This window comes from Streptomyces sp. NPDC057002 (genome assembly GCF_042673825.1).
In the GTDB taxonomy this organism is placed as follows: Bacteria; Actinomycetota; Actinomycetes; order Streptomycetales; family Streptomycetaceae; genus Streptomyces.
In genome coordinates this window covers 60,742-82,872 of record NZ_JBHURZ010000005.1, presented here as the reverse complement: position 1 = coordinate 82,872, position 22,131 = coordinate 60,742, and the positions used below count along the sequence as shown (strand labels likewise).

Annotated in this window: 21 protein-coding genes; 13 read left to right on the top strand and 8 right to left on the bottom strand. The window is 69.3% G+C overall.

The genetic code is table 11. The features are described 5' to 3' along the window. Positions 1-68: 68 nt before the first annotated feature. Positions 69-533, top strand: coding sequence for a MerR family transcriptional regulator (locus ACFT32_RS24590; protein WP_382492989.1), 465 nt, complete (start codon positions 69-71; stop codon positions 531-533). Beyond that, positions 530-1,543 carry an aldo/keto reductase gene (locus tag ACFT32_RS24585; protein WP_382492986.1) on the top strand — a complete coding sequence of 338 codons (1,014 nt, stop codon included), beginning with the start codon at positions 530-532 and terminating at the stop codon, positions 1,541-1,543. The genes ACFT32_RS24590 and ACFT32_RS24585 overlap by 4 nt, the downstream gene beginning before the upstream one ends. Before the next feature lie 110 nt (positions 1,544-1,653). Here ACFT32_RS24585 and ACFT32_RS24580 read toward each other — a convergent pair whose 3' ends face one another. The 3 genes from ACFT32_RS24580 to ACFT32_RS24570 all read right to left on the bottom strand — a co-directional run bounded on the left by ACFT32_RS24580 (position 1,654) and on the right by ACFT32_RS24570 (position 4,492). Beyond that, positions 1,654-2,511 carry a DUF4429 domain-containing protein gene (locus ACFT32_RS24580; protein WP_382494616.1) on the bottom strand — a complete coding sequence of 286 codons (858 nt, stop codon included), beginning with the start codon at positions 2,509-2,511 and terminating at the stop codon, positions 1,654-1,656. 66 nt (positions 2,512-2,577) lie between these two features. Next, positions 2,578-3,786, bottom strand: coding sequence for an alpha/beta hydrolase (locus tag ACFT32_RS24575; RefSeq protein WP_382492983.1), 1,209 nt, complete (start codon positions 3,784-3,786; stop codon positions 2,578-2,580). Between the two features lie 73 nt (positions 3,787-3,859). Next, positions 3,860-4,492 carry a TetR family transcriptional regulator gene (locus tag ACFT32_RS24570; RefSeq protein WP_382492980.1) on the bottom strand — a complete coding sequence of 211 codons (633 nt, stop codon included), beginning with the start codon at positions 4,490-4,492 and terminating at the stop codon, positions 3,860-3,862. A gap of 126 nt (positions 4,493-4,618) precedes the next feature. On the opposite strand from ACFT32_RS24570, the gene ACFT32_RS24565 reads away from it, so the two are divergent. Next, positions 4,619-6,244 (top strand): MFS transporter, encoded by a 1,626-nt coding sequence (locus ACFT32_RS24565; protein ID WP_382492977.1) that lies wholly within the window; start codon positions 4,619-4,621, stop codon positions 6,242-6,244. A gap of 237 nt (positions 6,245-6,481) precedes the next feature. Then, positions 6,482-6,787 (top strand): small hydrophobic protein, encoded by a 306-nt coding sequence (locus tag ACFT32_RS24560; RefSeq protein ID WP_382492974.1) that lies wholly within the window; start codon positions 6,482-6,484, stop codon positions 6,785-6,787. A gap of 64 nt (positions 6,788-6,851) precedes the next feature. Here ACFT32_RS24560 and ACFT32_RS24555 read toward each other — a convergent pair whose 3' ends face one another. Both ACFT32_RS24555 and aceE read right to left on the bottom strand, forming a co-directional pair. Then, positions 6,852-7,586: a potassium channel family protein gene (locus ACFT32_RS24555; protein WP_382492971.1), complete on the bottom strand. Its 735-nt coding sequence runs from the start codon at positions 7,584-7,586 to the stop codon at positions 6,852-6,854. Between the two features lie 93 nt (positions 7,587-7,679). Continuing rightward, entirely contained in the window at positions 7,680-10,427 is a 2,748-nt protein-coding gene (gene aceE / locus ACFT32_RS24550; RefSeq protein ID WP_382492969.1) for a pyruvate dehydrogenase (acetyl-transferring), homodimeric type, read from the bottom strand. A gap of 415 nt (positions 10,428-10,842) precedes the next feature. Between aceE and ACFT32_RS24545 the strand changes: the two genes are divergently transcribed. The 6 genes from ACFT32_RS24545 (at position 10,843) to ACFT32_RS24520 (ending at position 15,385) form a co-directional block, all read left to right on the top strand. Further along, positions 10,843-11,280 (top strand): DUF3052 domain-containing protein, encoded by a 438-nt coding sequence (locus ACFT32_RS24545; RefSeq protein WP_039932421.1) that lies wholly within the window; start codon positions 10,843-10,845, stop codon positions 11,278-11,280. Positions 11,281-11,388: 108 nt separating this feature from the next. Continuing rightward, a complete protein-coding gene (locus ACFT32_RS24540; RefSeq protein ID WP_382492966.1) occupies positions 11,389-11,847 on the top strand; it encodes a peroxiredoxin in 459 nt (152 codons plus the stop codon). A 147-nt stretch (positions 11,848-11,994) separates the two neighbouring features. Continuing rightward, the gene (locus tag ACFT32_RS24535) at positions 11,995-12,570 is read left to right on the top strand and encodes a TerD family protein (RefSeq protein WP_382492964.1); all 576 of its coding nucleotides are present in this window, start codon (positions 11,995-11,997) and stop codon (positions 12,568-12,570) included. 98 nt (positions 12,571-12,668) lie between these two features. Next, positions 12,669-13,244: a TerD family protein gene (locus ACFT32_RS24530; RefSeq protein ID WP_382492961.1), complete on the top strand. Its 576-nt coding sequence runs from the start codon at positions 12,669-12,671 to the stop codon at positions 13,242-13,244. A 125-nt stretch (positions 13,245-13,369) separates the two neighbouring features. Continuing rightward, positions 13,370-14,515 (top strand): DUF475 domain-containing protein, encoded by a 1,146-nt coding sequence (locus ACFT32_RS24525; protein WP_382492958.1) that lies wholly within the window; start codon positions 13,370-13,372, stop codon positions 14,513-14,515. A gap of 129 nt (positions 14,516-14,644) precedes the next feature. Next, entirely contained in the window at positions 14,645-15,385 is a 741-nt protein-coding gene (locus ACFT32_RS24520; RefSeq protein ID WP_382492956.1) for a Tellurium resistance, read from the top strand. Between the two features lie 34 nt (positions 15,386-15,419). Here the strand turns inward: ACFT32_RS24520 and ACFT32_RS24515 are convergent, their stop codons facing one another. Beyond that, on the bottom strand, positions 15,420-16,295 hold the full coding sequence (locus tag ACFT32_RS24515) for a TerD family protein (RefSeq protein ID WP_382492953.1): 876 nt from the start codon (positions 16,293-16,295) through the stop codon (positions 15,420-15,422). A gap of 228 nt (positions 16,296-16,523) precedes the next feature. On the opposite strand from ACFT32_RS24515, the gene ACFT32_RS24510 reads away from it, so the two are divergent. Genes ACFT32_RS24510 through ACFT32_RS24500 form a run of 3 tightly spaced genes read left to right on the top strand, consistent with a single transcriptional unit; the run spans position 16,524 to position 21,125 of the window. Next, positions 16,524-17,690, top strand: a complete 1,167-nt coding sequence (locus ACFT32_RS24510) for an HpcH/HpaI aldolase/citrate lyase family protein (RefSeq protein WP_382492950.1) — start codon at positions 16,524-16,526, stop codon at positions 17,688-17,690. Between the two features lie 31 nt (positions 17,691-17,721). Next, positions 17,722-20,316, top strand: a complete 2,595-nt coding sequence (locus ACFT32_RS24505) for a phosphoribosyltransferase (RefSeq protein WP_382492947.1) — start codon at positions 17,722-17,724, stop codon at positions 20,314-20,316. Next, on the top strand, positions 20,316-21,125 hold the full coding sequence (locus ACFT32_RS24500) for an HAD family hydrolase (RefSeq protein WP_382492944.1): 810 nt from the start codon (positions 20,316-20,318) through the stop codon (positions 21,123-21,125). The genes ACFT32_RS24505 and ACFT32_RS24500 overlap by 1 nt, the downstream gene beginning before the upstream one ends. Here the strand turns inward: ACFT32_RS24500 and ACFT32_RS24495 are convergent. Together ACFT32_RS24495 and ACFT32_RS24490 are read right to left on the bottom strand one after the other, a co-directional pair. Continuing rightward, positions 21,046-21,819: a DedA family protein gene (locus ACFT32_RS24495; protein ID WP_382492942.1), complete on the bottom strand. Its 774-nt coding sequence runs from the start codon at positions 21,817-21,819 to the stop codon at positions 21,046-21,048. The genes ACFT32_RS24500 and ACFT32_RS24495 overlap by 80 nt on opposite strands. A 47-nt stretch (positions 21,820-21,866) precedes the next feature. After that, on the bottom strand, positions 21,867-22,085 hold the full coding sequence (locus tag ACFT32_RS24490) for a zinc ribbon domain-containing protein (protein ID WP_382492939.1): 219 nt from the start codon (positions 22,083-22,085) through the stop codon (positions 21,867-21,869). Positions 22,086-22,131 lie beyond the last annotated feature (46 nt).

The following is a 22,131-nucleotide window of genomic DNA, read 5'->3' as shown; positions in this document are numbered from 1 at the left end:
AACGTCCTGCCCATTTCTTACCGTCCGCGCTTGCTTGGAGTGCGCTCCAAGGTTCTAGCGTTGGGGTCATGACGGTGATGGAGACCACGGGGACCAGTACCGACACCTGCGCAGGCCCGCCGCGGCAGGACCGGCGCCCGGACGGCGAGGACCGCTACACGATCAGCGAGGTCGTCGCCTTCACCGGCCTGACGGCGCACACCCTGCGCTGGTACGAGCGGATCGGTCTGATGCCGCACATCGACCGGTCCCACACCGGCCAGCGCCGCTACACCAACCGCGACCTCGACTGGCTCGACCTCGTAGGCAAGCTGCGCCTGACGGGCATGCCGGTCGCCGACATGGTCAGGTACGCGGAACTGGTGCGCGAGGGCGACCACACCTACGGCGAGCGCTTCGAGCTGCTCAAGACGACCCGCGAGGACGTCCTGGCCAGGATCGACGAACTCCGCGGCACGCTCGCCGTGCTCGACAGGAAGATCAGTTTCTACGCGGACGCCGGGCGTGCCCTGGCGTCGGAGAGGTCCCGATGACGGACGGCAGGATCACGACGGCGAAGCTGGGCGACGACGGCCCCGAGGTGGGCGTCCAGGGCCTCGGCTGCATGGGCATGAACTTCGGCTACGGCCCCTCGGACGCGGACGCCTCCCGGGCGACCCTGGAACGGGCGCTGGAACTGGGCGTCACCCTCTACGACACGGCCGACGCGTACGGCGCCGGCGAGAACGAGCGGTTCCTCTCGCCGTTCTTCAAGGCCCACCGCGACGAACTCGTCATCGCGACCAAGTTCGCCCTGTCCATCCCCCCGGACGACCCGACACGCCGGGTCATCCGCAACGACCCGCCCTACATCCGCCAGGCCGTCGAGGCGAGCCTGAAGCGCCTGGACGTCGACGTCATCGACCTCTACTACATGCACCGGCGCGATGTGAACGTGCCGATCGAGGAGAGCGTCGGCACCATGGCCGAACTGGTCCGCGAGGGCAAGGTCAAGCACCTCGGCCTGAGCGAGGTCACGGCCGGCGAACTCCACGCCGCCCACGCCGTCCACCCCATCGCCGCCGTGCAGTCGGAGTGGTCGCTGTTCAGCCGGGACATCGAGACGAACGTCGTCCCGGCGGCGCGTGAGCTGGGTGTGACCCTCGTCGCGTACTCGCCCCTGGGCCGGGGCTTCCTGACGGGCTCCTTCGCCAGCGCCGAGGACCTGTCGTCCGGCGACTTCCGCCGCCAGCAGCCCCGCTTCACCGGGGACAACGCCGCGGCCAACGGGGCCCTGCTGGAGCCCATCCGCGCGATCGCCGAGGCCCACGACGCATCGGTCGGCCAGATCGCCCTGGCCTGGGCCCACCAGCAGTCGTCCGTCCACGGCCTCCCGGTCATCCCGATCCCGGGCACCCGCAAGCCGACCAGGGTGGAGGAGAACACGGCGGCGACCAGGATCGTCCTCACCGACGACGAACTGGCCCTCTTGGACCCCATCGCGGCCAAGGTGGCAGGCAACAGGTACGCCGACATGGCGTTCACGTCGGCGGGCAGGGAGTAGAGGGACCTGCCTTCAAGGGGCGCGGGGCTGTGTCGATATGCGGCTCCGCCGCGTGGGCGCGAACCACCACGCACAACCCGCGCCCGCCAACACACCGAACCCGGCACACGCTAAAGCTCCGCCAACAACTCGGCCTTCTTCACAGAGAACTCCTCATCTGTCACCAGCCCGGCCTGATGCAACTCCCCGAGATGCCGAATCCGCTCGGCGATATCCGCAGGATCACGACGCGGCCCGGCCGCGGACACCGCAGCCACCGGCTGGGACGTCCGCACCGCCGCCAACACCGCCGCAGCGAACGGCAGTGACTCATGCACCGGCCCGTACCCCAGCCCGAACACCACCGCGGCCGGATCCTGGTCGGCCTGAGCGGCAGCCGACCCCGCGTCCCGGTGCAGCAACCGCAGATGCCCCTCGAACACCTCGGGCGAGCGCCACTCGACCCCGTTCAGTTCCCCGACGGGGAAGTTCTGGTCGCCGGCCTTCCACTTCGCCGACGACGCGCCCGTCCAGAACCACCGGAAGTTGACGGTCCGCCCGTCGAACGAGGCCTTCCCGTCGTACGCCTTGAACGACAACGGCCCCTTCGGCGGCTCCACGAGGAACCGCTCGGCCGGCCCGGACTCCGTCAGCAACGACCGCAGTTCGTCGGCGTAGTACTCCGCGAGGACCTCGCGCTCCGCGGGCATCACCAGCCGGTAGGGATCGCCGCTCTCCTTCAGCTGCCCGGCGGCCGCCTCCATCAAGGGGTCCGCACCGGGCCGCGGCTCGACGCGCAGCACGACCGTGCCGCGCTTCCCGCGGGTCAGCGTCACCCCGGCGATCGCGTCCAGCGGGACACGGCGTTCCCCGAGCGCCTGAAAGAGCTTAGGTGTTCGAATCCCCCGTTCGTAGCGGATGAGCACGGAGTCGGACTCGAACTCCCAGGCGGCATGAAATCCGGCCAGTACGTCACCCATGCGGCTCATCGTATGCGGCACACGCTCCTCCGTCCCCCTCCCGAGCAGACCGCAATTTCTTCGTCTCTACGCGCGTCAGGCCGCCGCCGTACCGGACAAACCGGTCCGGCAGACGTCGTCTTCGTGCGCGCAGTGCACCGAGCGGTATGCGCCAACGCCGATCTCTGCGAAATTCATCAGACTTGCCGTACCCGGCTCGAAGTAGCCGGCGTGACCCTTCGCGCCCTGGGCCGACAGCACCCGTGCGCCGAACCCGGAGGACACCGGGTCGGCCCCGTGGCCGAGACCGCCGACCTCCAGGTAGGGCACGTCCTGGATCCAGTCGTCGGCGTCCCGCATGGCCCACACCCGGGCGGTGGTGTGCAGTTGGGCGGCCTTCTCGACGCGCATGCCGGGGCTGCCGGCCACCGCGATGTCGGCCACCCGGTCCGGCAGCGAACGCGCCGCGACCCCGCACACCACGGAGCCGTAGCTGTGACAGAACAGCGAGACCGGCTTGGCGCCGGGCAGGGCCCGCACCAGCGCGTTCAGTCGTACGGCACCGTCCGCGGCGCGCATCGCAGTGGCCGAGTCGATGCCGAGTCCGCTGGGCGCCGTGTAGTCGGCCCACGCGATCACGGCCGTACGGGTCGAGGGGCTCGCCGCCTGCTCCGCCGCGTGCAGCGACTCGGCCATGCCGACGGGCGCCGAGTACTTGCGGTTGGTGCGCTGGAAGGTGAGCAGGTCGGTGTCCACGCCGGGCACGACGACCGAGACCCGCTCCGCCTCGCGCAGATCACCGAAGACCTCTGCCACCCGGCCCGAGCCCTCCGGGTCGAAGGCGAGGATGTGGCGGCCCTGCCCCAGGAGGTCTTCGAAGCGGTGCATCCTCCGGCCGGCCTCATGCTTCCCGACCGCCGTGAGGCGGCTGTCGTGCATGCGTTCCCGCTCGACCTTGCGCGCCTGCTCGAGCGCGACGCGATTGGCGCGATAGCGCAGCTCGACCGGGGCGCCGTTCATGTTGCCGACGGCGAGCGGATACTTGCGGACCAGGCTCGCGCGGTCGTGCTCGGTGAGCGAGGCGAAGAAGCGGGCCAGCTTCTTCGGCTGCGCCTGCGGATCCGGCAGTCCGTGGCCGCCGACCCGGCCGTGCTCCCAAGCGGAGAGCGAGGCCTGGAGCGGCGTGTCGCCCCGCTGGTTGCGCAGGGCCGTCCAGCCGGTGGTCGCCAGCATCACGAACACGACGGCCAGAGCGAGCAGTGCGCGCCAGACGTTCAATTGCGGGGAGGTGTCGAAGGAAGTCACTGAAAGGACACACTAGGAGAACGAGAGGGTCTCGCGTTAACCAAGTGACCGGGATCACGTTTCGGTGTATGCCCTAAGGGGACTGCCCTGTACGCCAGTTCCCGGCCAGCGCCGGACCCACCTGATCCAGGTATGTCGTGGTGAGTTGGCGCATTCCCGCGAGGCTGAGTTCGTCCCCCGCGGACCACAGCCGCTCGGTGACGCGAATCACCCCGCCGAACAGGGCCACGACGATCCTCGGCCGCGGATCCGCGTCCACGTCCAGCCCTTCGCGCTCGGCGATGATGCGCGCGAGCTGTTCCTCCAGTTCCGCCGACCGCCGCAGATGGGCGGCGAACAGCGCGGGCGTCGACTCGATCACGCGGTAGACGCGCAGATGGAGGTCGATCGGCACGATCTCCTCGACGGCCTCGTTGATCGTGTCCCAGCTCTCCAGCACGGCCCGGCGCAGCGCCTCCAGCGGGGCCTCGTCCGGCGGGCGCATCTGCAGCGCCTGGACGACGAGCCCCTCCGCCAGCCGCGGCACGAAGAACGCCGTCTCCTCCTTGCCGGCGAAGTAGCGGAAGAAGGTGCGCTGCGAGACGTCGACGGCGGCGGCGATGTCGTCGACGGTGGTCTCGTCGTAGCCGCGCGTGGCGAACAGTTCGAGGGCGGCGCGCAGCAGCGCGTCCCGGGTGCGCTGCTTCTTGCGTTCACGCAGGTTCAAGCGGCTCTCTCTCCTCGGCTCTCCTCCGAACTGTTTTCGCAGTTCAGGCTATCTGAGGGTGTCCTGTCAGTTACCGACTTGTGAATTGGTTTGTCAATTGTCAGTGGCTGTCATTAGCCTCGACGTATGACTAGTCAGACCACCATCGACACGACGGGGTCGGGGGGCAAGGCACCGGCGGCACCGTCGGACGCGACGCCGGGCAAGGGGCTGCGGGGGCACCCCTGGCTCACCCTCATCACCGTCGCTGTGGGGGTCATGATGGTGGCCCTCGACGGCACCATCGTGGCCATAGCCAACCCGGCCATACAGAAGGACCTCGGCGCCACCTTCGCCGAGGTCCAGTGGATCACCAACGGATACTTCCTCGCCCTCGCGGTCTCCCTGATCACCGCGGGCAAGCTCGGCGACCGCTTCGGCCACCGGCAGACCTTCCTCATCGGCGTCGTCGGCTTCGCCGCCGCCTCGGGGGCCATCGGCCTGTCCGACAGCATCGCGTTCGTCGTCGTCTTCCGCGTCCTTCAGGGCCTGTTCGGCGCGCTGCTGATGCCGGCCGCGCTCGGCCTGCTGCGGGCCTCCTTCCCGGCCGAGAAGCTGAACATGGCGATCGGCATCTGGGGCATGGTCATCGGCGCGTCCACCGCGGGCGGCCCGATCCTCGGCGGCGTGCTCGTCGAGCACGTCAACTGGCAGTCGGTGTTCTTCATCAACGTGCCGGTCGGTGTCCTCGCGGTCGTCCTCGGTGTGCTGATCCTGCTCGACCACCGCGCCGAGAACGCCCCGCGCTCCTTCGACATCCTGGGCATCGCCCTGCTGTCGACGGCCGTGTTCTGCCTGGTGTGGGCGCTCATCAAGGCCCCGCCGTCCGAGTGGGGCTGGGGCGACGTCAAGACGCTGTCGTTCCTCGGCGCTTCCGTGCTGTGCTTCGTGGTGTTCGCCTTCTGGGAGACGAAGGTGCGGGAGCCGCTGATCCCGCTCGCGCTGTTCCGTTCCGTGGCGCTGTCCGCGGGTGTCGTGCTGATGATCCTGATGGCCATCGCCTTCATGGGCGGCCTGTTCTTCGTGACGTTCTACCTCCAGAACGTGCACGGCATGAGCCCGATCGACGCGGGTCTGCATCTGCTGCCGCTCACCGGCATGATGATCGTCGGCTCGCCGCTCGCCGGCGCGATGATCACCAAGTTCGGTCCCCGTGTCCCGCTCGCCGGCGGCATGGCGTTCACCGCGATCGCCATGTACGGGATGTCGACCCTGGAGACGGACACCGGCAGCGGTGTCATGTCGCTCTGGTTCGCCATGCTGGGCTTCGGCCTCGCGCCGGTCATGGTCGGTGCCACGGAGGTCATCGTCGGCAACGCCCCGATGGAGCTCTCGGGCGTGGCGGGCGGTCTTCAGCAGGCCGCCATGCAGATCGGCGGCAGCCTCGGTACGGCCGTGCTGGGTGCGGTGATGGCCTCCAAGGTCAACAGCGACCTCGCGGACAACTGGACGAAGGCGGGGCTCCCTCCGCTGACTCCGGAGCAGGAGCACCAGGCGTCCGAGGCGGTCCAGGTCGGTGTCCCGCCGCTGGCGCCGGGCACGCCGGACGCGATCGCCGCGAAGATCACGGGCGTCGCGCACGACACGTTCATCTCCGGCATGAGCGCGGCGTCCCTCGTGGCCGCCGGGGTCGCCGTGGTCGCGGTGCTGGTGGCGTTCCTCACCAAGCGCGGTGAGAACGCGGAGGCCGGCGCGGGAGCGGCGCACATCTGACGGCCCCTGACGGGGCGTTCGCCTATCAGGGTGAACCAGACCGCCGACCCCTCCCCTCCGGCGGGCATCGCAGGTCACAGTGGGTCAAGTCCTCCGCAGGGCATGGAGGACGGCCGCTGCGGCGCGCTGCCGGAGGGGGGCAGCGCGCAGGCAGCGGGATTGAGCCTCGCATCGTGGGTACTCGCCATGTCGTACCCCTACGGAACCCCAATCGACCGAGGGTTCACGGGAGTTGAGATGGCGAGCTTCGGACACGGTACGCGCAGGCACCCCCGCTCACGTGGCCGGACGTGGTCACGGACCGGGCCGGATCGCGCGACGCTCGGAATCATCGGAGTCATCTGCGCGGTCGCCGGATTCTTCGTGCTGGGGATCATCCTCGGCCCCGCGGCGATCGTCTGCGGCTGGCTCGCCATGGGCCGCACATGGGCGGGTTCCCGCCCCGTAACGGCCGTGGTCGCACTGGTTCTGGGTGCCATCGACACGCTCCTGGCCATCATCTGGCTGTCAGGAGCGGCCACACCGGGCTTGGGCATGTTCTGACCCGGGTGGAGTGAGGGAAGGGCCTTGGGCGGTCAAGCCCGAGGCCCTCCTTTACGTACCGGCACTACTCCACCGGCGTCCCCTTCAGCGCCGCCAACTCCCCCCGCAGCGCCCGCACCTCCTCCGTCAGCTCCCGTATCGCCTCCGTCTGCCGGCGTTCCTCCACGTCGTCCTTCTCGAACCGCGCTATGAACCACGCCGCGATGTTCGCCGTCACCACACCCAGCAGCGCGATCCCGGAGAGCATCAACCCGACCGCCAGCATCCGCCCCAGGCCGGTGGTCGGCGCGTGATCGCCGTAGCCGACGGTCGTCATCGTCGTGAAGGACCACCACACCGCGTCACCCAGCGTCCTGATGTTCCCGTCCGGCGAGTCCCGCTCCACCGACAGCACCGCCAGTGACCCGAACATCAGCAGCCCGACCACCGCGCCGGCGACATACGTCGTGAGCCTTATCTGCGAGGCCATCCGCGCCCGCTGCCCGACCAGCAGCAGCGTCGACACCAGCCGCAGCAGCCGCATCGGCTGAAGCATCGGCAGCAGCACCGCGCCCAGGTCGAGCCAGTGCGTCCGTACGAACACAAGCCGCTGCTCCGCGAGCGCCAGCCGGATCACGTAGTCGAGCGCGAACGCGCCCCACACCACCCACTCCACTGCGGTGCACACGTCCACCACGTCCCGGCTCGCGTCCGGCCGGACGATCGGCACGGCGTAGGCGACGGCGAAGGCCAGGGCCAGGCCGAAGAGCGGCCGTTGTGTGTGCTGTTCCCAACGGAGTCGGGCCGACTGCTGTTGCATGGCCGCATCGTAGGAAACGTGAAGGGGTGGTGTGCCCACGGTGTACCCGTGATGCGCACCACCCCTTGACAGGGTGCGACAGGCTTCCGGGCGCTATGCGTCGCCGCCCGCGGCCCCCGGGTCGGCCGCCGCCACGTCGAGCAGCTGGTACCGGTCGATGGCCTGCTTGAGCACCGACCGGTCGACCTTGCCCGTACGGGCCAGCTCGGTCAGCACCCCCACCACGATCGACTGCGCGTCGATGTGGAAGAAGCGGCGGGCCGCGCCACGCGTGTCGGCGAAGCCGAAGCCGTCCGCGCCGAGCGACTGGTACGTCTGCGGCACCCAGCGCGCGATCTGGTCCGGAACCGCTCGCATCCAGTCGGACACGGCCACGACCGGCCCCTGCGCGTCCGCCAGCTTCCGGGTCACATACGGCACCCGCTGCTCCTCCTCGGGGTGCAGCAGATTGTGCCGCTCGCAGTCCACGGCCTCGCGCCGCAGCTCGTTCCAGGAGGTCGCCGACCAGACGTCGGCCTTGACGTTCCAGTCCTCGGCCAGGATCTTCTGCGCCTCGACCGCCCACGGCACCGCGACACCGGACGCCATGATCTGCGCCGGGATGGAGCCGCTCGTGCCCTCGCTGAAGCGGTAGACGCCCTTGAGGATGCCCTCGACGTCCACGTTCGCCGGCTCGGCCGGGTGCTGGATCGGCTCGTTGTAGACGGTCAGGTAGTAGAAGACGTCCTCGCCGTGCGGGTGCTCCTCGGAGCCGCCGTACATCCGGCGCAGGCCGTCCTGCACGATGTGGGCGATCTCGAAGCCGAACGCCGGGTCGTACGCCACACAGCCGGGGTTCGTGGAGGCCAGCAGCTGGGAGTGGCCGTCGGCGTGCTGGAGGCCCTCACCGGTCAGGGTCGTACGGCCGGCGGTCGCGCCCAGGACGAAACCGCGCGCCAGCTGGTCGGACATCTGCCAGAACTGGTCGCCGGTGCGCTGGAAACCGAACATCGAGTAGAAGACGTAGACCGGGATCAGCGGCTCGCCGTGCGTGGCGTAGGCCGAGCCGGCCGCGATCAGCGAGGCCGTGCAGCCCGCCTCCGAGATGCCGTCGTGCAGCATCTGGCCGTTCGGCGACTCCTTGTAGGCGAGCAGCAGATCGCGGTCGACCGACTCGTACTGCTGGCCGAGCGGGTTGTAGATCTTCGCACTCGGGAAGAACGAGTCCATGCCGAACGTGCGGTACTCGTCCGGCGCGATCAGCACGAACCGCTTGCCGAGCTCCTTGTCCCGCATGAGGTCCTTGAGGAGCCGGACAAACGCCATCGTCGTCGCGATGGACTGCTGACCCGAGCCCTTCTTCACGGTCGCGTACGTCTTGTCCTCGGGGAGAGGCAGCGGCTTGGACCGCACGACACGCGTCGGGACGTAACCGCCGAGTCCCTTGCGGCGGTCGTGCATGTACTGGATCTCCTCCGAGTCCCGGCCCGGGTGGTAGTACGGCGGGGCGCCGGACTCCAGCTCCTTGTCCGGGATCGGCAGGTGGAGGCGGTCGCGGAAGCGCTTGAGGTCGTCGACCGTGAGCTTCTTCATCTGGTGCGTGGCGTTGCGGCCCTCGAAGTTCGGGCCCAGCGTCCAGCCCTTGATCGTCTTGGCGAGGATCACCGTCGGCTGGCCCTTGTGCTCGGCCGCCGCCTTGTACGCCGCGAAGATCTTCTTGTGGTCGTGACCGCCGCGCCCCAGGTGCAGGACCTGGTCGTCGGTCATGCCCTCGACCATCGCCCGCAGCCGGTGGTCGTCACCGAAGAAGTGGTCGCGGATGTACGCGCCGGTCTCCGTGGCGTACGTCTGGAACTGTCCGTCGGGCGTGGTGTTCATCTTGTTGACCAGCACACCGTCGCGGTCCTGGGCGAGCAGCGGGTCCCAGCTGCGGTCCCACACCAGCTTGATCACGTTCCAGCCGGCGCCGCGGAAGACCGACTCCAGCTCCTGGATGACCTTGCCGTTGCCGCGCACCGGGCCGTCTAGCCGCTGGAGGTTGCAGTTGACGACGAAGGTCAGGTTGTCCAGGCCCTCTCGGGCGGCGAGCGTGAGCTGCCCCAGCGACTCCGGCTCGTCCATCTCGCCGTCGCCGAGGAACGCCCACACCTGCGACTTGGTGGTGTCGGCGATCCCGCGCGCGTGCATGTAGCGGTTCATCCGCGCCTGGTAGATCGCGCCGATCGGGCCGAGGCCCATCGACACCGTCGGGAACTCCCAGAAGTCCGGCATCAGGCGCGGGTGCGGGTACGACGACAGGCCGTAGGGCGCCTTCGACTTCTCCTGGCGGAAGCCGTCCAGGTGCTCCTCGCTGAGCCGGTCCAGCATGAAGGCGCGGGCGTAGATGCCCGGCGAGGCGTGGCCCTGGAAGAAGACCTGGTCGCCGCCGTCGCCCTCGTCCTTGCCGCGGAAGAAGTGGTTGAAGCCGACGTCGTAGAGGGAGGCGGAGGACGCGAACGTGGCGATGTGGCCGCCGACGCCGATCCCGGGGCGCTGGGCCCTGGACACCATCACGGCCGCGTTCCAGCGGGTCGCGTTGAGGATCTTCCGCTCGATCTCCTCGTTGCCCGGGAAGAACGGCTCGCTCTTGGTCGGGATGGTGTTGACGTAGTCCGTGCTGCGCATCTCCGGCACGGCCACGCGCTTCTCGCGGGCCCGCTCGATCAGCCGCAGCATCAGGTAGCGGGCGCGCTCACGGCCGCGCTCGTCGACGGCGGCGTCGAGGGAGTCGAGCCACTCCTGCGTCTCTTCGGGGTCGAAGTCAGGAACCTGACTCGGAAGGCCGCCAATGATGATCGGGTTGCGATCGGATGCGGAAGCCACGCTGTTCCTTACCTGTCGGAGGGCCGTGCCGGGGCCGCTGCTTCGCTGGAGTCGCTGGGCGATGTCGCTGGGCTGCGCCGCCATCCATGGTCTACCTCGGGGCCGTAAACGTCATCTCTACCGATCGGTAACCCGGGCGGGAGCTCGGCTCTGTGACGTATGGGGTGAATACATTCGAGTCTCGTACCCACAGACGATTCCCAAACGCCCAAACAGGGCAGAAAGGTGTGGTGTACGTCACCTCGGACCATGATGGTGTGCCTGGAGTTGCGGTGACACGGCCAGGATCGTCACCGTTTCGGCCGTCTGAACGGCCGGGTACTTGCGCGATCCGCCCCGCCCGTGTGGACTACGGCCAATGCTTCGCGCACGCGCGTGGCTGAGACATTCCCAAAACATGATCAGGAGGCAACCCGTGAGCGCGACCGCGGACCACGCGGAGGAGCGGACGAACCCTGCCGCCAGGCTGGGGTTCCAGCCCGGGCAGGTGGTCCAGGAGATCGGCTACGACGACGACGTGGACCAGGAACTCCGCGAGGCCATCGAAGGCATTGTGGAGAGCGACCTGGTGGACGAGGACTATGACGACGTGGCCGACGCCGTTGTGCTGTGGTTCCGTGACGACGACGGCGACCTGACGGACTCGCTGGTCGATGCCACCACGTACATCGAAGAGGGCGGCGCGATCCTGCTCCTCACGCCGAAGACCGGCCGTTCGGGCTATGTGGAGCCGAGCGACATCTCGGAGGCCGCCACTACGGCGGGTCTGACGGCGTCCAAGAGCGTCAGCGTCGGAAAGGACTGGAGCGGCAGCCGGCTGGCCACGCCGAAGGCCGCCAAGTCCAAGCGTTAGTCGTTGGACGGGGCGGGCCGACAGCCGTCGGCCCGCCCATCGGCCTGTCCCGGTGCCTGCGTAGGGTGGTCCCCACCCGAGAAGCCGCACGAAGGGACACCCACCACGATGGCGATCCAGGCCGGCGAGAAGGCCCCCGACTTCGAGCTCAAGGACAACCACGGCGCGAGCGTGAGGCTGTCCGACTTCCGCGGCGAGAAGAACGTCGTGCTGCTCTTCTACCCCTTCGCCTTCACCGGTGTGTGCACCGGCGAGCTGTGCGAGCTGCGTGACAATCTGCCGCAGTTCTCCGACCGCGACACCCAGCTGCTCGCCGTCTCCAACGACTCCATCCACACGCTGCGCGTCTTCGCCGAGCAGGAGGGTCTTGAGTACCCGCTGCTGTCGGACTTCTGGCCGCACGGCAACGTCTCGCGGGCCTACGGCGTCTTCGACGAGGACAAGGGCTGCGCCGTGCGCGGCACCTTCGTCATCGACAAGGAGGGCGTCGTGCGGTGGACCGTCGTCAACGGCCTGCCGGACGCGCGCGACCTGAACGACTACGTGAAGGCGCTCGACTCCCTGTGACGCCGGTCGGGCGGCATGCGCCCGACACCCGCTGAATTCCCGGCTTCAGGGCCTGGGTGGTGCGGGAACCCGTCACTAGGATCGACTCGTTGATCCGACATCCGAGCACAACGGGGCATCCCGCCCCAGAACACCAATGGAGGACTCGTGGGAGTCAGCCTCAGCAAGGGCGGCAACGTATCGCTTAGCAAGGAGGCGCCGGGCCTGACCGCGGTCATCATCGGTCTGGGGTGGGACATCCGCACCACGACCGGCACGGACTTCGACCTGGACGCCAGCGCGCTGCTGCTGAACAACTCCGGCAAGGTCGGCAACGACCAGCACTTCATCTTCTTCAACAACCTCAAGACGCCGGACGGCTCCGTCGAGCACACCGGCGACAACCTCACCGGTGAGGGCGAGGGCGACGACGAGCAGATCAAGGTCGACCTCGCCGGCGTCCCGGCCGACGTGGAGAAGATCGTCTTCCCGGTCTCGATCTACGACGCCGAGACCCGCCAGCAGTCCTTCGGCCAGGTGCGCAACGCGTTCATCCGCGTCGTGAACCAGGCCGGCGGCACCGAGATCGCCCGGTACGACCTGAGCGAGGACGCCTCCACCGAGACCGCCATGGTCTTCGGTGAGCTCTACCGGCACGGCGCGGAGTGGAAGTTCCGCGCCATCGGCCAGGGCTACGCCTCGGGCCTGCGCGGCATCGCGCAGGACTTTGGCGTGAACGTCTGAGCGGACGACCTCAAGGTCTCACCATCCGGCGCCGCACGGTTTACGTGCGGCGCCGGACGTGCAGGACCACCTCAGAAAGAACACCCGGGGAGGGAATCATGGGCGTCACGCTCGCCAAGGGAGGCAATGTCTCCCTGTCCAAAGCCGCACCGAATCTCACGCAGGTGATGATCGGGCTCGGCTGGGACGCGCGCTCCACCACCGGAGCACCCTTCGACCTCGACGCCAGCGCCCTGATGTGCAGTGGCGGGCGCGTGCTCGGGGACGAGTGGTTCGTGTTCTACAACCAGCTCAAGAGCCCGGACGGTTCGGTGGAGCACACCGGTGACAACCTCACCGGTGAGGGCGACGGCGACGACGAGTCGCTCCTGATCGACCTCTCCAAGGTGCCGCCGGGGTGCGACAAGATCGTGTTCCCCGTCTCCATCCACATGGCCGACGAGCGCGGCCAGACCTTCGGCCAGGTCAGCAACGCCTTCATCCGCGTGGTGAACCAGGCGGACGGCCAGGAACTCGCCCGCTACGACCTCAGCGAGGACGCCTCCACGGAGACCGCGATGATCTTCGGTGAGGTCTATCGCTACCAGGGCGAATGGAAGTTCAGGGCCGTGGGACAGGGGTACGCGTCGGGGCTGCGGGGGATCGCGCTGGACTTCGGAGTCAGCGTCTCATAACGCGATATGAGCAAAATCCGGGGCCCGGTGGGGTATGGAGGGGGCCGGACTAGACTTCGGCTTCAAAAGTTCGTAAAGCCGGGTACGGCGCGGGGGAGCCCCGTACACACACGATTGGGTAGCCAGTGGTTCTGAAAACCTTCGGGTGGTCGTTCGCGGTCACCGCGCTCGGCCTGGTCGCAGCGGTTCTCTACGGAGGGTGGACCGCGTTCGGCGTCGTAGCGATCCTGTCCATCCTCGAGATCTCGCTGTCCTTCGACAACGCGGTGGTCAACGCCGGGATCCTGAAGAAGATGAATGCCTTCTGGCAGAAGATCTTCCTCACGATCGGCATCCTGATCGCCGTCTTCGGTATGCGACTGGTCTTCCCCGTCGTGATCGTCGCGATCAGTGCGCAGCTCGGGCCGATCGAGGCCGTCGACCTCGCGCTCACCGACAAGGACCAGTACCAGCAGTACGTCACCGACGCCCACCCGTCGATCGCCGCCTTCGGTGGCATGTTCCTGCTGATGATCTTCCTCGACTTCGTCTTCGAGGACCGTGACATCAAGTGGCTCGGCTGGCTGGAGCGCCCGCTGGCCAAGCTGGGCAAGGTCGACATGCTGTCGGTCTGCATCGCCCTGATCGTCCTGCTGATCTCCTCGATCACCTTCGGCGCCAACGCCCACCAGCACGGCGGCACCCACGCCGACAAGGCGGAGACCGTCCTGCTCGCCGGTATCGGCGGCCTGATCACGTACATGATCGTCGGCGGCCTCTCCGGCTACTTCGAGGACAAGCTCGAAGAGGAGGAGGAACGCGAGCACGAGGCCGAGGAGAAGGCCGTCCGCGAGGGCAAGCCCAAATCGGCCGTCAAGCTGGCCGGCAAGGCGGCGTTCTTCATGTTCCTCTACCTCGAGGTCCTGGACGCCTCCTTCTCCTTCGACGGCGTGATCGGCGCCTTCGCCATCACCAACGACATCGTGCTGATGGCCCTCGGCCTCGGCATCGGCGCCATGTACGTCCGGTCGCTCACGGTCTACCTGGTCCGCCAGGGCACCCTCGACGACTACGTCTACCTGGAGCACGGCGCGCACTACGCCATCGGCGCGCTCGCCGCGATCCTGCTCGTCACCATCCAGTACGAGATCAACGAGATCATCACCGGTCTCATCGGTGTCGTCCTGATCGGCGCCTCCTTCTGGTCCTCCGTGCGCCGCAACCGCGCCATCGCGGCGGCCGAGGGCGAAGCCGGCTCGGACGAGAAGACTGAGGTCTCGTCCGGGGTGTGACACCCCTCCGGGGGAGGAACGCTCTGTGCGGGGCGGCTGCCGAGGCGAGTCCTCGGCGCCGCCCCGCCGGTCGTCAAGGCCGTGGGCAATGCGATGACCTGCGGTCTCCAAGTGAACGTGGGGGGCGGAATGGGCCTGTTCGACGGACTTCGGCGCGGGCGCGATATGCAGTTCGACTCGGGCCACGCGGCGACGAACGCGATCGAACTGACCAAGCGGCACGCACAGATATCACTCACCAAGCAGGACGCGGCCACCGGCCATCTGCGCGTCAACCTGAGCTGGCGGATGCGCACGTCCGACATCGGCGGCCCGCAGCGCGAGAGCCTGCTGCGGCACCCCTTCCGGGCCCTCAAGCCACCCGAGGTCGTCGGCCACAGCCAGAGCATGGTCAACGTCGACCTCGACCTGGGCTGCCTCTACGAGCTCCAGGACGGCACCAAGGGCGTCGTCCAGCCCCTCGGCGGCTACTTCGGCGACGTCAATGCCCCGCCGTACGTCAAGCTCAGCGGCGACGACCGCTTCGGCTCCGGGTCCGGCGAGACGATGTACATCAACCTCGACCACCGCGAGAACATCAAGCGGCTCCTGGTCTTCGTCTACATCTACGACCAGACACCCGCCTTCGACCGCACCCACGCCAGCGTCACCCTCTACCCGAGCAGCGGCCCGCGCATCGAGATCCACCTCGACGAACGCCAGCCGCAGGCGCGCTCCTGCGCCGTCGTCATGATCGAGAAGATCAAGAACGACGAGATCATCGTGCGCCGCGAGGCGAAGTTCGTCTACGGGTTCCAGGCCGAGCTGGACCGCCTGTACGGGTGGGGTCTGCAGTGGGGCCGGGGCTACAAGACGAAGGTCGAGCGCTGAGGGCCCGCCCTCGCGGGTGCGGGCCCGGGGCTTCTCAGCGTCCGATGAACTGCGGGCCCTGCGGGGGCAGGCGGAAGTCCGGGTCGGGGGCCGCGGTGACCGGCGGCGGGTAGCCGTAGCCGGTCTGCGCGCCCGTGACGCCCGCCGCGGCCGGCGCCTGGGGGTAGCCGTACGCGGGCTGGCTCGCGGGCTGCGGATAGCCGTACGCCGGCTGGGTCGTCGCGGGCTGCTGCGGCGGATAGCCGTACGCGGGCTGCGCGGGGACGGCGGTCGGCTGCTCCGGAGGCAGCGGCCGGGACACCTCGGGGGCGGGCTGCTGCGTGGTCGCCGCAGTGGTGGGCAGGGCCGACGTCTCCTGCGCGGCCTCCGACTCGTCCACCGAGATGCCGTAGTCGGTCGCGAGCCCCTGCAGCCCGTTCGAATAGCCCTCGCCCAGTGCCCGGAACTTCCAGCCCTCGCCGCGCCGGTACAGCTCGCCGCAGATCAGCGCGGTCTCCTCGCCCGTCTCCGGCTTGACGTCGAAGTACGCCAGCGCTTCCGCCTCGGTGCCCGCCGCGTCGTACAGCAGAATGCGCAGCGCCTGTACGCGGTCGAAAGAGACGCCGTCCGCCGATGCGACCAGCAGAATCCGGCTGACTCCGGACTCGACACCGGTGAGCTCTGTCTGGATCGTGTCGGTCAGGCCCTCGGCGGCCCGCTTCTTGCCGAGCCGCCACACCTTCCCCGAGGGGTGCCGGGGCTGGTTGTAGAACACGAAGTCCTCGTCGGAGCGCACACGACCGTCGGGGCCGAGGAGCAGCGCGGAGGCATCGACGTCCGGAACCCCCTGTCCGGGTGTCCAGCGCAGCACGGCGCGCACCGTGGTGGCTTCCAGCGGGACGTTCGACCCCTTCAGCATCGCGTGCGTCATGCGGTCATCCTGCCTTCTCGGTCCTGCTCACGACAACGCGGGGGCCGGGCGCCACGAGCGGCGCCGACGGCCGTCGCGGACTACCGTCGTCATGGCCGGGCCTGGCTGTGCTTGCCCGCGTTACCTGAAATTCATGCCTGACGGGAACCTCTGACATGGACTTCTACGTACTATTACCGGCCACCTTTCGACGATTCGCAGGCCGCACGACAACCACGGGGGAGTTCCATGCGTCATTTCGGGCACATCGCGCCTGAGGTGCGGAAGCGTCTCTTCCACCGCGAGCCGTGTGTGTTCACGCCGGACTCCCCGGCCCGGCTGCTCGCGGCGGCCCTGGGCGCCACGCTCTACAGTCCGGCCACCCGGCCGCGTCTCGCCGACGACGTCCTGAAGCAGGCCGGGCGCGGTGTCGTCTCGATGGTGGTGTGCCTCGAGGACTCGATCGACGACGCGGACGTCGGCCCGGGCGAGGAGAACCTCGTCCGCCAGTTCAGGGCGCTCGCCGGCCTCCCGGACGCGGATCTGCCCCTGCTGTTCATCCGGGTCCGCGCCCCCGGGCAGATCCCCGACCTCGTGCGACGGCTCGGCCCGTCCGCCCGGCTGCTGTCCGGATTCGTACTGCCGAAGTTCACCGAGGAGCGGGGCATCCCCTTCCTGGAGGCGATGGCGACCGCCGAGGCCGAAAGCGGCCGTCGCCTTTTCGCCATGCCGGTGCTGGAGTCCCCGGAGCTGCTCTACCGCGAGTCCCGAGTGGAGACCCTGGAGGGCATCTCCCGGGCCGTCGACAAGTACCGCGACCGCGTGCTCGCCCTGCGCCTCGGCGTGACGGACTTCTGCTCCTCCTACGGGCTGCGCAGAGGCCCCGACATGACGGCGTACGACGTGCAGATCGTCGCCTCCGTGATCGCCGACGTGGTGAACATGCTGGGCCGCGCCGACGGGACCGGCTTCACCGTGACCGGGCCGGTGTGGGAGTACTTCCGGGTCCAGGAGCGCATGTTCAAGCCGCTGCTGCGACAGAGCCCCTTCCTTGAGGTGCAGGCCGCTGAACTGCGCGAGAAGCTGATTGAGCACGCCATGGACGGCCTGCTGAGGGAGATCTCCCTGGACCACGCCAACGGCCTGCTGGGCAAGACCTGCATCCACCCCTCCCACGTGCTTCCGGTGCACGCCCTGTCGGTCGTCAGCCACGAGGAGTTCTCGGACGCCCAGGACATCCTGCGCCCCGAGCGCGGCGGCGGGGGTGTGCTTCGATCGGCGTACACGAACAAGATGAACGAGGTGAAGCCGCATCGGGCGTGGGCCGAGCGGACCCTGCTGCGTGCCGAGGTTTTCGGCGTGGCCAACGAGGACATCGGCTTCGTGGAACTGCTCGCCGCCGGCCTGCCCGGCTGAACGCACGGCATCCGAAGAATTCGAACGGTTGGTGGAGAAAGCAGTGAACGAGGGGGTGCACGGCGAGGTGCGCGACGAAGCCGGCGGTGTCTGGTCCGGTAGCTGGGTCGCGGAGCGGCTCGGCGTCGAGCTCGTCGGCGAGGACCGGCTGACCGACCTGCTGGGGCTGGCGCTGCGGCGCAACCCCAAGCGGGCCCATCTGCTGGTGTCGAACGTGCTGGGCAAGCATGTGCCGCAGTCGCCGTCCGTCGTCTACGGCCAGGGCGTGGAGCTCGGCCGCCGGGTGCGGGAGCTGCTGGGCGACGAGGAGGCGGGACGCGCCGTCGTGCTCGGCTACGCGGAGACCGCGACCGGCCTCGGCCACTCCGTCGCCGACGGGCTCGGCCTCGCCCCCTACCTGCACTCCACGCGCCGCCCCGTCGCCGGTATCGCGGCGGCCGGCGGCTTCGAGGAGGCCCACTCGCACGCGACCTCGCATCTGCTCCTGCCGGAGGATCCCGCGCTGCTGACCGGGGACGGCCCGCTGGTCCTGGTCGACGACGAGTTCTCCACGGGGAACACGGTGCTGAACACCGTGCGGGATCTTCATGAGCGGTATCCGCGGCGGAGGTATGTCGTGGTGGCGCTGGTGGATATGCGGTCGGCGGATGACGCGGGGCGGCTGGAGGGGTTCGCGCGGGAGATCGGGGCGCGGGTGGATCTTGTGGCGGCGGCTTCGGGGACCGTGCGGCTGCCCGAGGGGGTGCTGGAGAAGGGGCAGGAGCTGGTGGCGCGGTACGAGGCCGAGAGTGCGGCGGAAGGCCGTACCTCGGCGGCGGCGCCGTCGTGGCCGGTCGCGCAGTTCCCCGCGCCCCCAAACAGCGGCGTTGCCATCGCAGCCGACCAGGAGGCCGACCCCCTAGGGGCGCGGGGAACTGCGCGAACAGCCCCCACGGACCCGCACCCGGACGACAGCCGGATAGACCTGCAGTGGCCCGCCGGCCTCCCCGACGGGGGGCGGCACGGGTTCACGCCCGCGCATCGGGAGCTCCTGGAGTACGCCCTGCCCGCGATGGCCCGCCGCCTGGCGGACGCACTGCCCGAGGGGGCCCGGCGCGTGCACATCCTCGGCTTCGAAGAGCTGATGTACGCCCCCCTCAGGCTCGCCCACGCGCTGGAGCGGACCACGGACGTCGAGGTCCGTTACTCGACCACCACCCGCTCACCCGTCCTGGCCGTCGACGACCCCGGCTACGCGATACGCACCCGCCTAGCCTTCCCCGCCCACGACGACCCCGCGGACGGCCCGGGCGAGCGGTACGCCTACAACGTCGCCGGTGCCGGATTCGACGCCGTCGTCGTGGTGGTCGACTCGGCCGGCGACACCCCCGCGCTGCACGCGCCCGACGGACTGCTGGCCCGGCTCGCCGCGCACACGCCGCGGGTCCTGCTCGCCGTCATACCGTCGTACGTCCCCGAAAGGCCCTCCATGCTGCCCGAGCCCCTGCGCGGCCCCGCGTTCTCCTCGTACGCGCCCGAGGAGGTCGGCTGGCTGCTCCGGGACCTCTCGGACGTGACACTGGAGGCGCCGACCGAGGAGCGCGAGGAGGCCATCCAGAGCGGCGGCGCGCACTACGCGGAGTCGCTGCCCGTGGAGTACCAGCCGAGCGAGCGGTACCAGGAGCTGTTCCACGCCGCGCTGGACGACTCGGCGGCCCGTATCGCCCAGGCGACCGGCGTGGTCACGGAGACGGTCCTCGCCGAATGCGGTCCGCGCCCGGTCCTGGTCTCCCTGGCCCGCGCGGGAACACCCGTCGGCATCCTCATGCGCCGCTGGGCTCGGCACCGGCACGGTCTCGACCTGCCGCACTACGCCGTCTCGATCGTCCGAGGGCGCGGCATCGACGCCAACGCGCTGCGCTGGCTCGCGACGCACCACGACCCGCGCGATGTCGTCTTCGTCGACGGCTGGACCGGCAAGGGCGCCATCACCCGCGAACTCGCCCAGGCCCTGGAGGAGTTCGAGAAGTCCGACGGCATCACCGGCTTCAGCCCCGAGATCGCGGTCCTGGCCGACCCGGGCTCCTGCGTACGGACCTACGGCACCCGTGAGGACTTCCTCATCCCCTCCGCCTGTCTCAACTCGACCGTGTCCGGCCTGATCTCGCGGACCGTGCTGCGGGCGGACCTGGTCGGTCCGCACGACTTCCACGGCGCGAAGTTCTACCGCGAACTCGCCGGCACCGACGTCTCGGTGACCTTCCTGGACGCCGTGTCCGCCCGCTTCCCCGAGGTCGAGGACGCCGCCTGCGCCCAGGCCAAGGAACTGCTCGCCGCCGACCGCTCGCCCACCTGGGAGGGCTGGGCCGCCGTCGAGCGCATCTGTGAGGAGTACGGCATCCACGACGTGAACCTCGTCAAGCCCGGGGTCGGCGAGACCACCCGGGTGCTGCTGCGCCGTGTGCCCTGGAAGATCCTGGCCCGTGCCGGGGCGGGCAGCGACCTCGACCATGTACGCCTGCTGGCCGAGCAACGCGGCGTGCCCGTCGAGGAGACCGCCGAACTGCCCTACACCTGCGTCGGGTTGATCCACCCCAAGTACACCCGGGGAGCGACCGGCGCCGACGGCAAGGCGGTGTCCCTCTGATGCGCGTACTCGTCGCCAGCGACCTCGATCGCACCCTGATCTACTCCGCCGCCGCCCTGGCGCTGACCATGCCGGACGCCCGGGCGCCCCGGCTGCTGTGCGTGGAGGTGCACGAGAGCAAGCCGCTGTCGTACATGACGGAGACGGCGGCCCAGCTCCTCACCGACCTGGGCGACGCGGCCGTGTTCGTGCCGACGACGACCCGGACGCGCAAGCAGTACCAGCGCATCAACCTGCCGGGCCCCGAGCCCACGTACGCGATCTGCGCCAACGGCGGCCACCTCCTGGTGGACGGGGTCTCCGACCCCGACTGGCACGCGCAGGTGACCGCACGGCTGGCCGACCAGTGCGCGCCCCTGGCCGAGGTGCAGGAACACCTGCTGAGGGCCGCCGACCCGGTCTGGGTGCGCAAGCACCGCGTCGCCGACGACCTCTTCGCCTACCTCGTCGTCGAGCGGGAACTGCTCGACGAGGACTGGGTGAAGGAACTCGCGGTGTGGGCCGAGAACCGCGGCTGGACCGTGTCCCTCCAGGGCCGCAAGATCTACGCGGTGCCCAAGCCGCTCACCAAGAGCGCGGCGCTGCGTGAGGTCGCCCGGCGGACCGGTGCCGAACTCACCCTCGCGGCGGGCGACTCACTGCTCGACGCGGACCTGCTCCTCGCGGCCGACCGGGGATGGCGCCCCGGCCACGGGGAGCTGGCCGACACCGGCTTCACAGCGCCCTCGATCAGGGTGCTTCCCGAACGGGGCGTTCTCGCGGGAGAGCGGATCCTGCGGGAGTTTCTTGGGGCAGTGCGGGGCGCCTGAGAACCCGGGTGTCCTGGTCGTCGTGCGGGTGCGGCGCCGCGGTGGCTTGTCGCGCAGTTCCCCGCGCCCCTTCAGGGCGTCGTAGGAGCCGTACGCCGATGAACGCCGTCACCGCCACGGCAGCCACGGCGAGGACCACCTTGGAGTAGGTGGAGACCATGTCCGTGACCTGGTGCCAGTTCGCGCCCAGCAGGTAGCCCGCGAGCACGAACACCGTGTTCCAGATGGCGCTGCCGAGGGTGGTCAGGCCCAGGAACACCGGCAGGCGCATGCGCTCGACGCCCGCCGGAACGGAGATCAGGCTGCGGAAGATCGGGATCATCCGGCCGAAGAACACGGCCTTGGTGCCGTGCTTGAGGAACCAGGCCTCCGTCTTCTCGATGTCCGCGACCTTCACAAGCGGCAGCCGGCCAGCTATCGCCACCGTCCGGTCACGGCCGAGCAGCGCACCGATTCCGTACAGCGCGAGCGCGCCGATCACCGAGCCGGCCGTCGTCCACAGCAGGACGGCGAGCAGGCTCATCCGCCCGCTGCTCGCGGCGAACCCGGCGAGGGGCAGGATGACCTCGCTGGGCAGCGGCGGGAACAGGTTCTCCAGGGCGATGGCGAGACCGGCGCCCGGGGCGCCCAGCGCGTCCATCAGGTCGTTGACCCACTGCGGTCCGGCGTCCGCGGCGGCTGCGATGGCTGTCATGCCGCCACGCTAGGAAACCGAAGCTGAAGGACACCTGAGGAAACGGGTCAGCCGCAGCAGCCCCCACCGCAGCAACCGCCGCCACCGCCCGCGCGGGGTGCCGGTGCCGGGGCGGAGGCCGAGCCGGCCACCGCGACCGTGGAAAGGAGCTTCACCGTGTCGTCATGGCCCGACGGGCAGGCCGCGGGGTCGGATGACTCCGCCATGGGACGGCTCAGTTCGAAGGTGTCGCCGCAGGTCCGGCAGCGGTACTCGTAGCGAGGCATGGGGACAGATTAATCCCAGGCCATGGAAATACCGCCCTTTGGGATT

Excerpts from the sequence above, each read along its gene's own strand:
- ACFT32_RS24590 (WP_382492989.1), top strand. The coding sequence starts at position 69 with ATGACGGTGATGGAGACCACGGGGACCAGTACCGACACCTGCGCAGGC.
- ACFT32_RS24585 (WP_382492986.1), top strand. The coding sequence starts at position 530 with ATGACGGACGGCAGGATCACGACGGCGAAGCTGGGCGACGACGGCCCC.
- ACFT32_RS24580 (WP_382494616.1), bottom strand. The coding sequence starts at position 2,511 with ATGAGCCGCATGGGTGACGTACTGGCCGGATTTCATGCCGCCTGGGAG.
- ACFT32_RS24565 (WP_382492977.1), top strand. The coding sequence starts at position 4,619 with ATGACTAGTCAGACCACCATCGACACGACGGGGTCGGGGGGCAAGGCA.
- ACFT32_RS24560 (WP_382492974.1), top strand. The coding sequence starts at position 6,482 with ATGGCGAGCTTCGGACACGGTACGCGCAGGCACCCCCGCTCACGTGGC.
- ACFT32_RS24555 (WP_382492971.1), bottom strand. The coding sequence starts at position 7,586 with ATGCAACAGCAGTCGGCCCGACTCCGTTGGGAACAGCACACACAACGG.
- ACFT32_RS24540 (WP_382492966.1), top strand. The coding sequence starts at position 11,389 with ATGGCGATCCAGGCCGGCGAGAAGGCCCCCGACTTCGAGCTCAAGGAC.
- ACFT32_RS24530 (WP_382492961.1), top strand. The coding sequence starts at position 12,669 with ATGGGCGTCACGCTCGCCAAGGGAGGCAATGTCTCCCTGTCCAAAGCC.
- ACFT32_RS24520 (WP_382492956.1), top strand. The coding sequence starts at position 14,645 with ATGGGCCTGTTCGACGGACTTCGGCGCGGGCGCGATATGCAGTTCGAC.
- ACFT32_RS24515 (WP_382492953.1), bottom strand. The coding sequence starts at position 16,295 with ATGACGCACGCGATGCTGAAGGGGTCGAACGTCCCGCTGGAAGCCACC.
- ACFT32_RS24510 (WP_382492950.1), top strand. The coding sequence starts at position 16,524 with ATGCGTCATTTCGGGCACATCGCGCCTGAGGTGCGGAAGCGTCTCTTC.
- ACFT32_RS24500 (WP_382492944.1), top strand. The coding sequence starts at position 20,316 with ATGCGCGTACTCGTCGCCAGCGACCTCGATCGCACCCTGATCTACTCC.
- ACFT32_RS24495 (WP_382492942.1), bottom strand. The coding sequence starts at position 21,819 with ATGACAGCCATCGCAGCCGCCGCGGACGCCGGACCGCAGTGGGTCAAC.
- ACFT32_RS24490 (WP_382492939.1), bottom strand. The coding sequence starts at position 22,085 with ATGCCTCGCTACGAGTACCGCTGCCGGACCTGCGGCGACACCTTCGAA.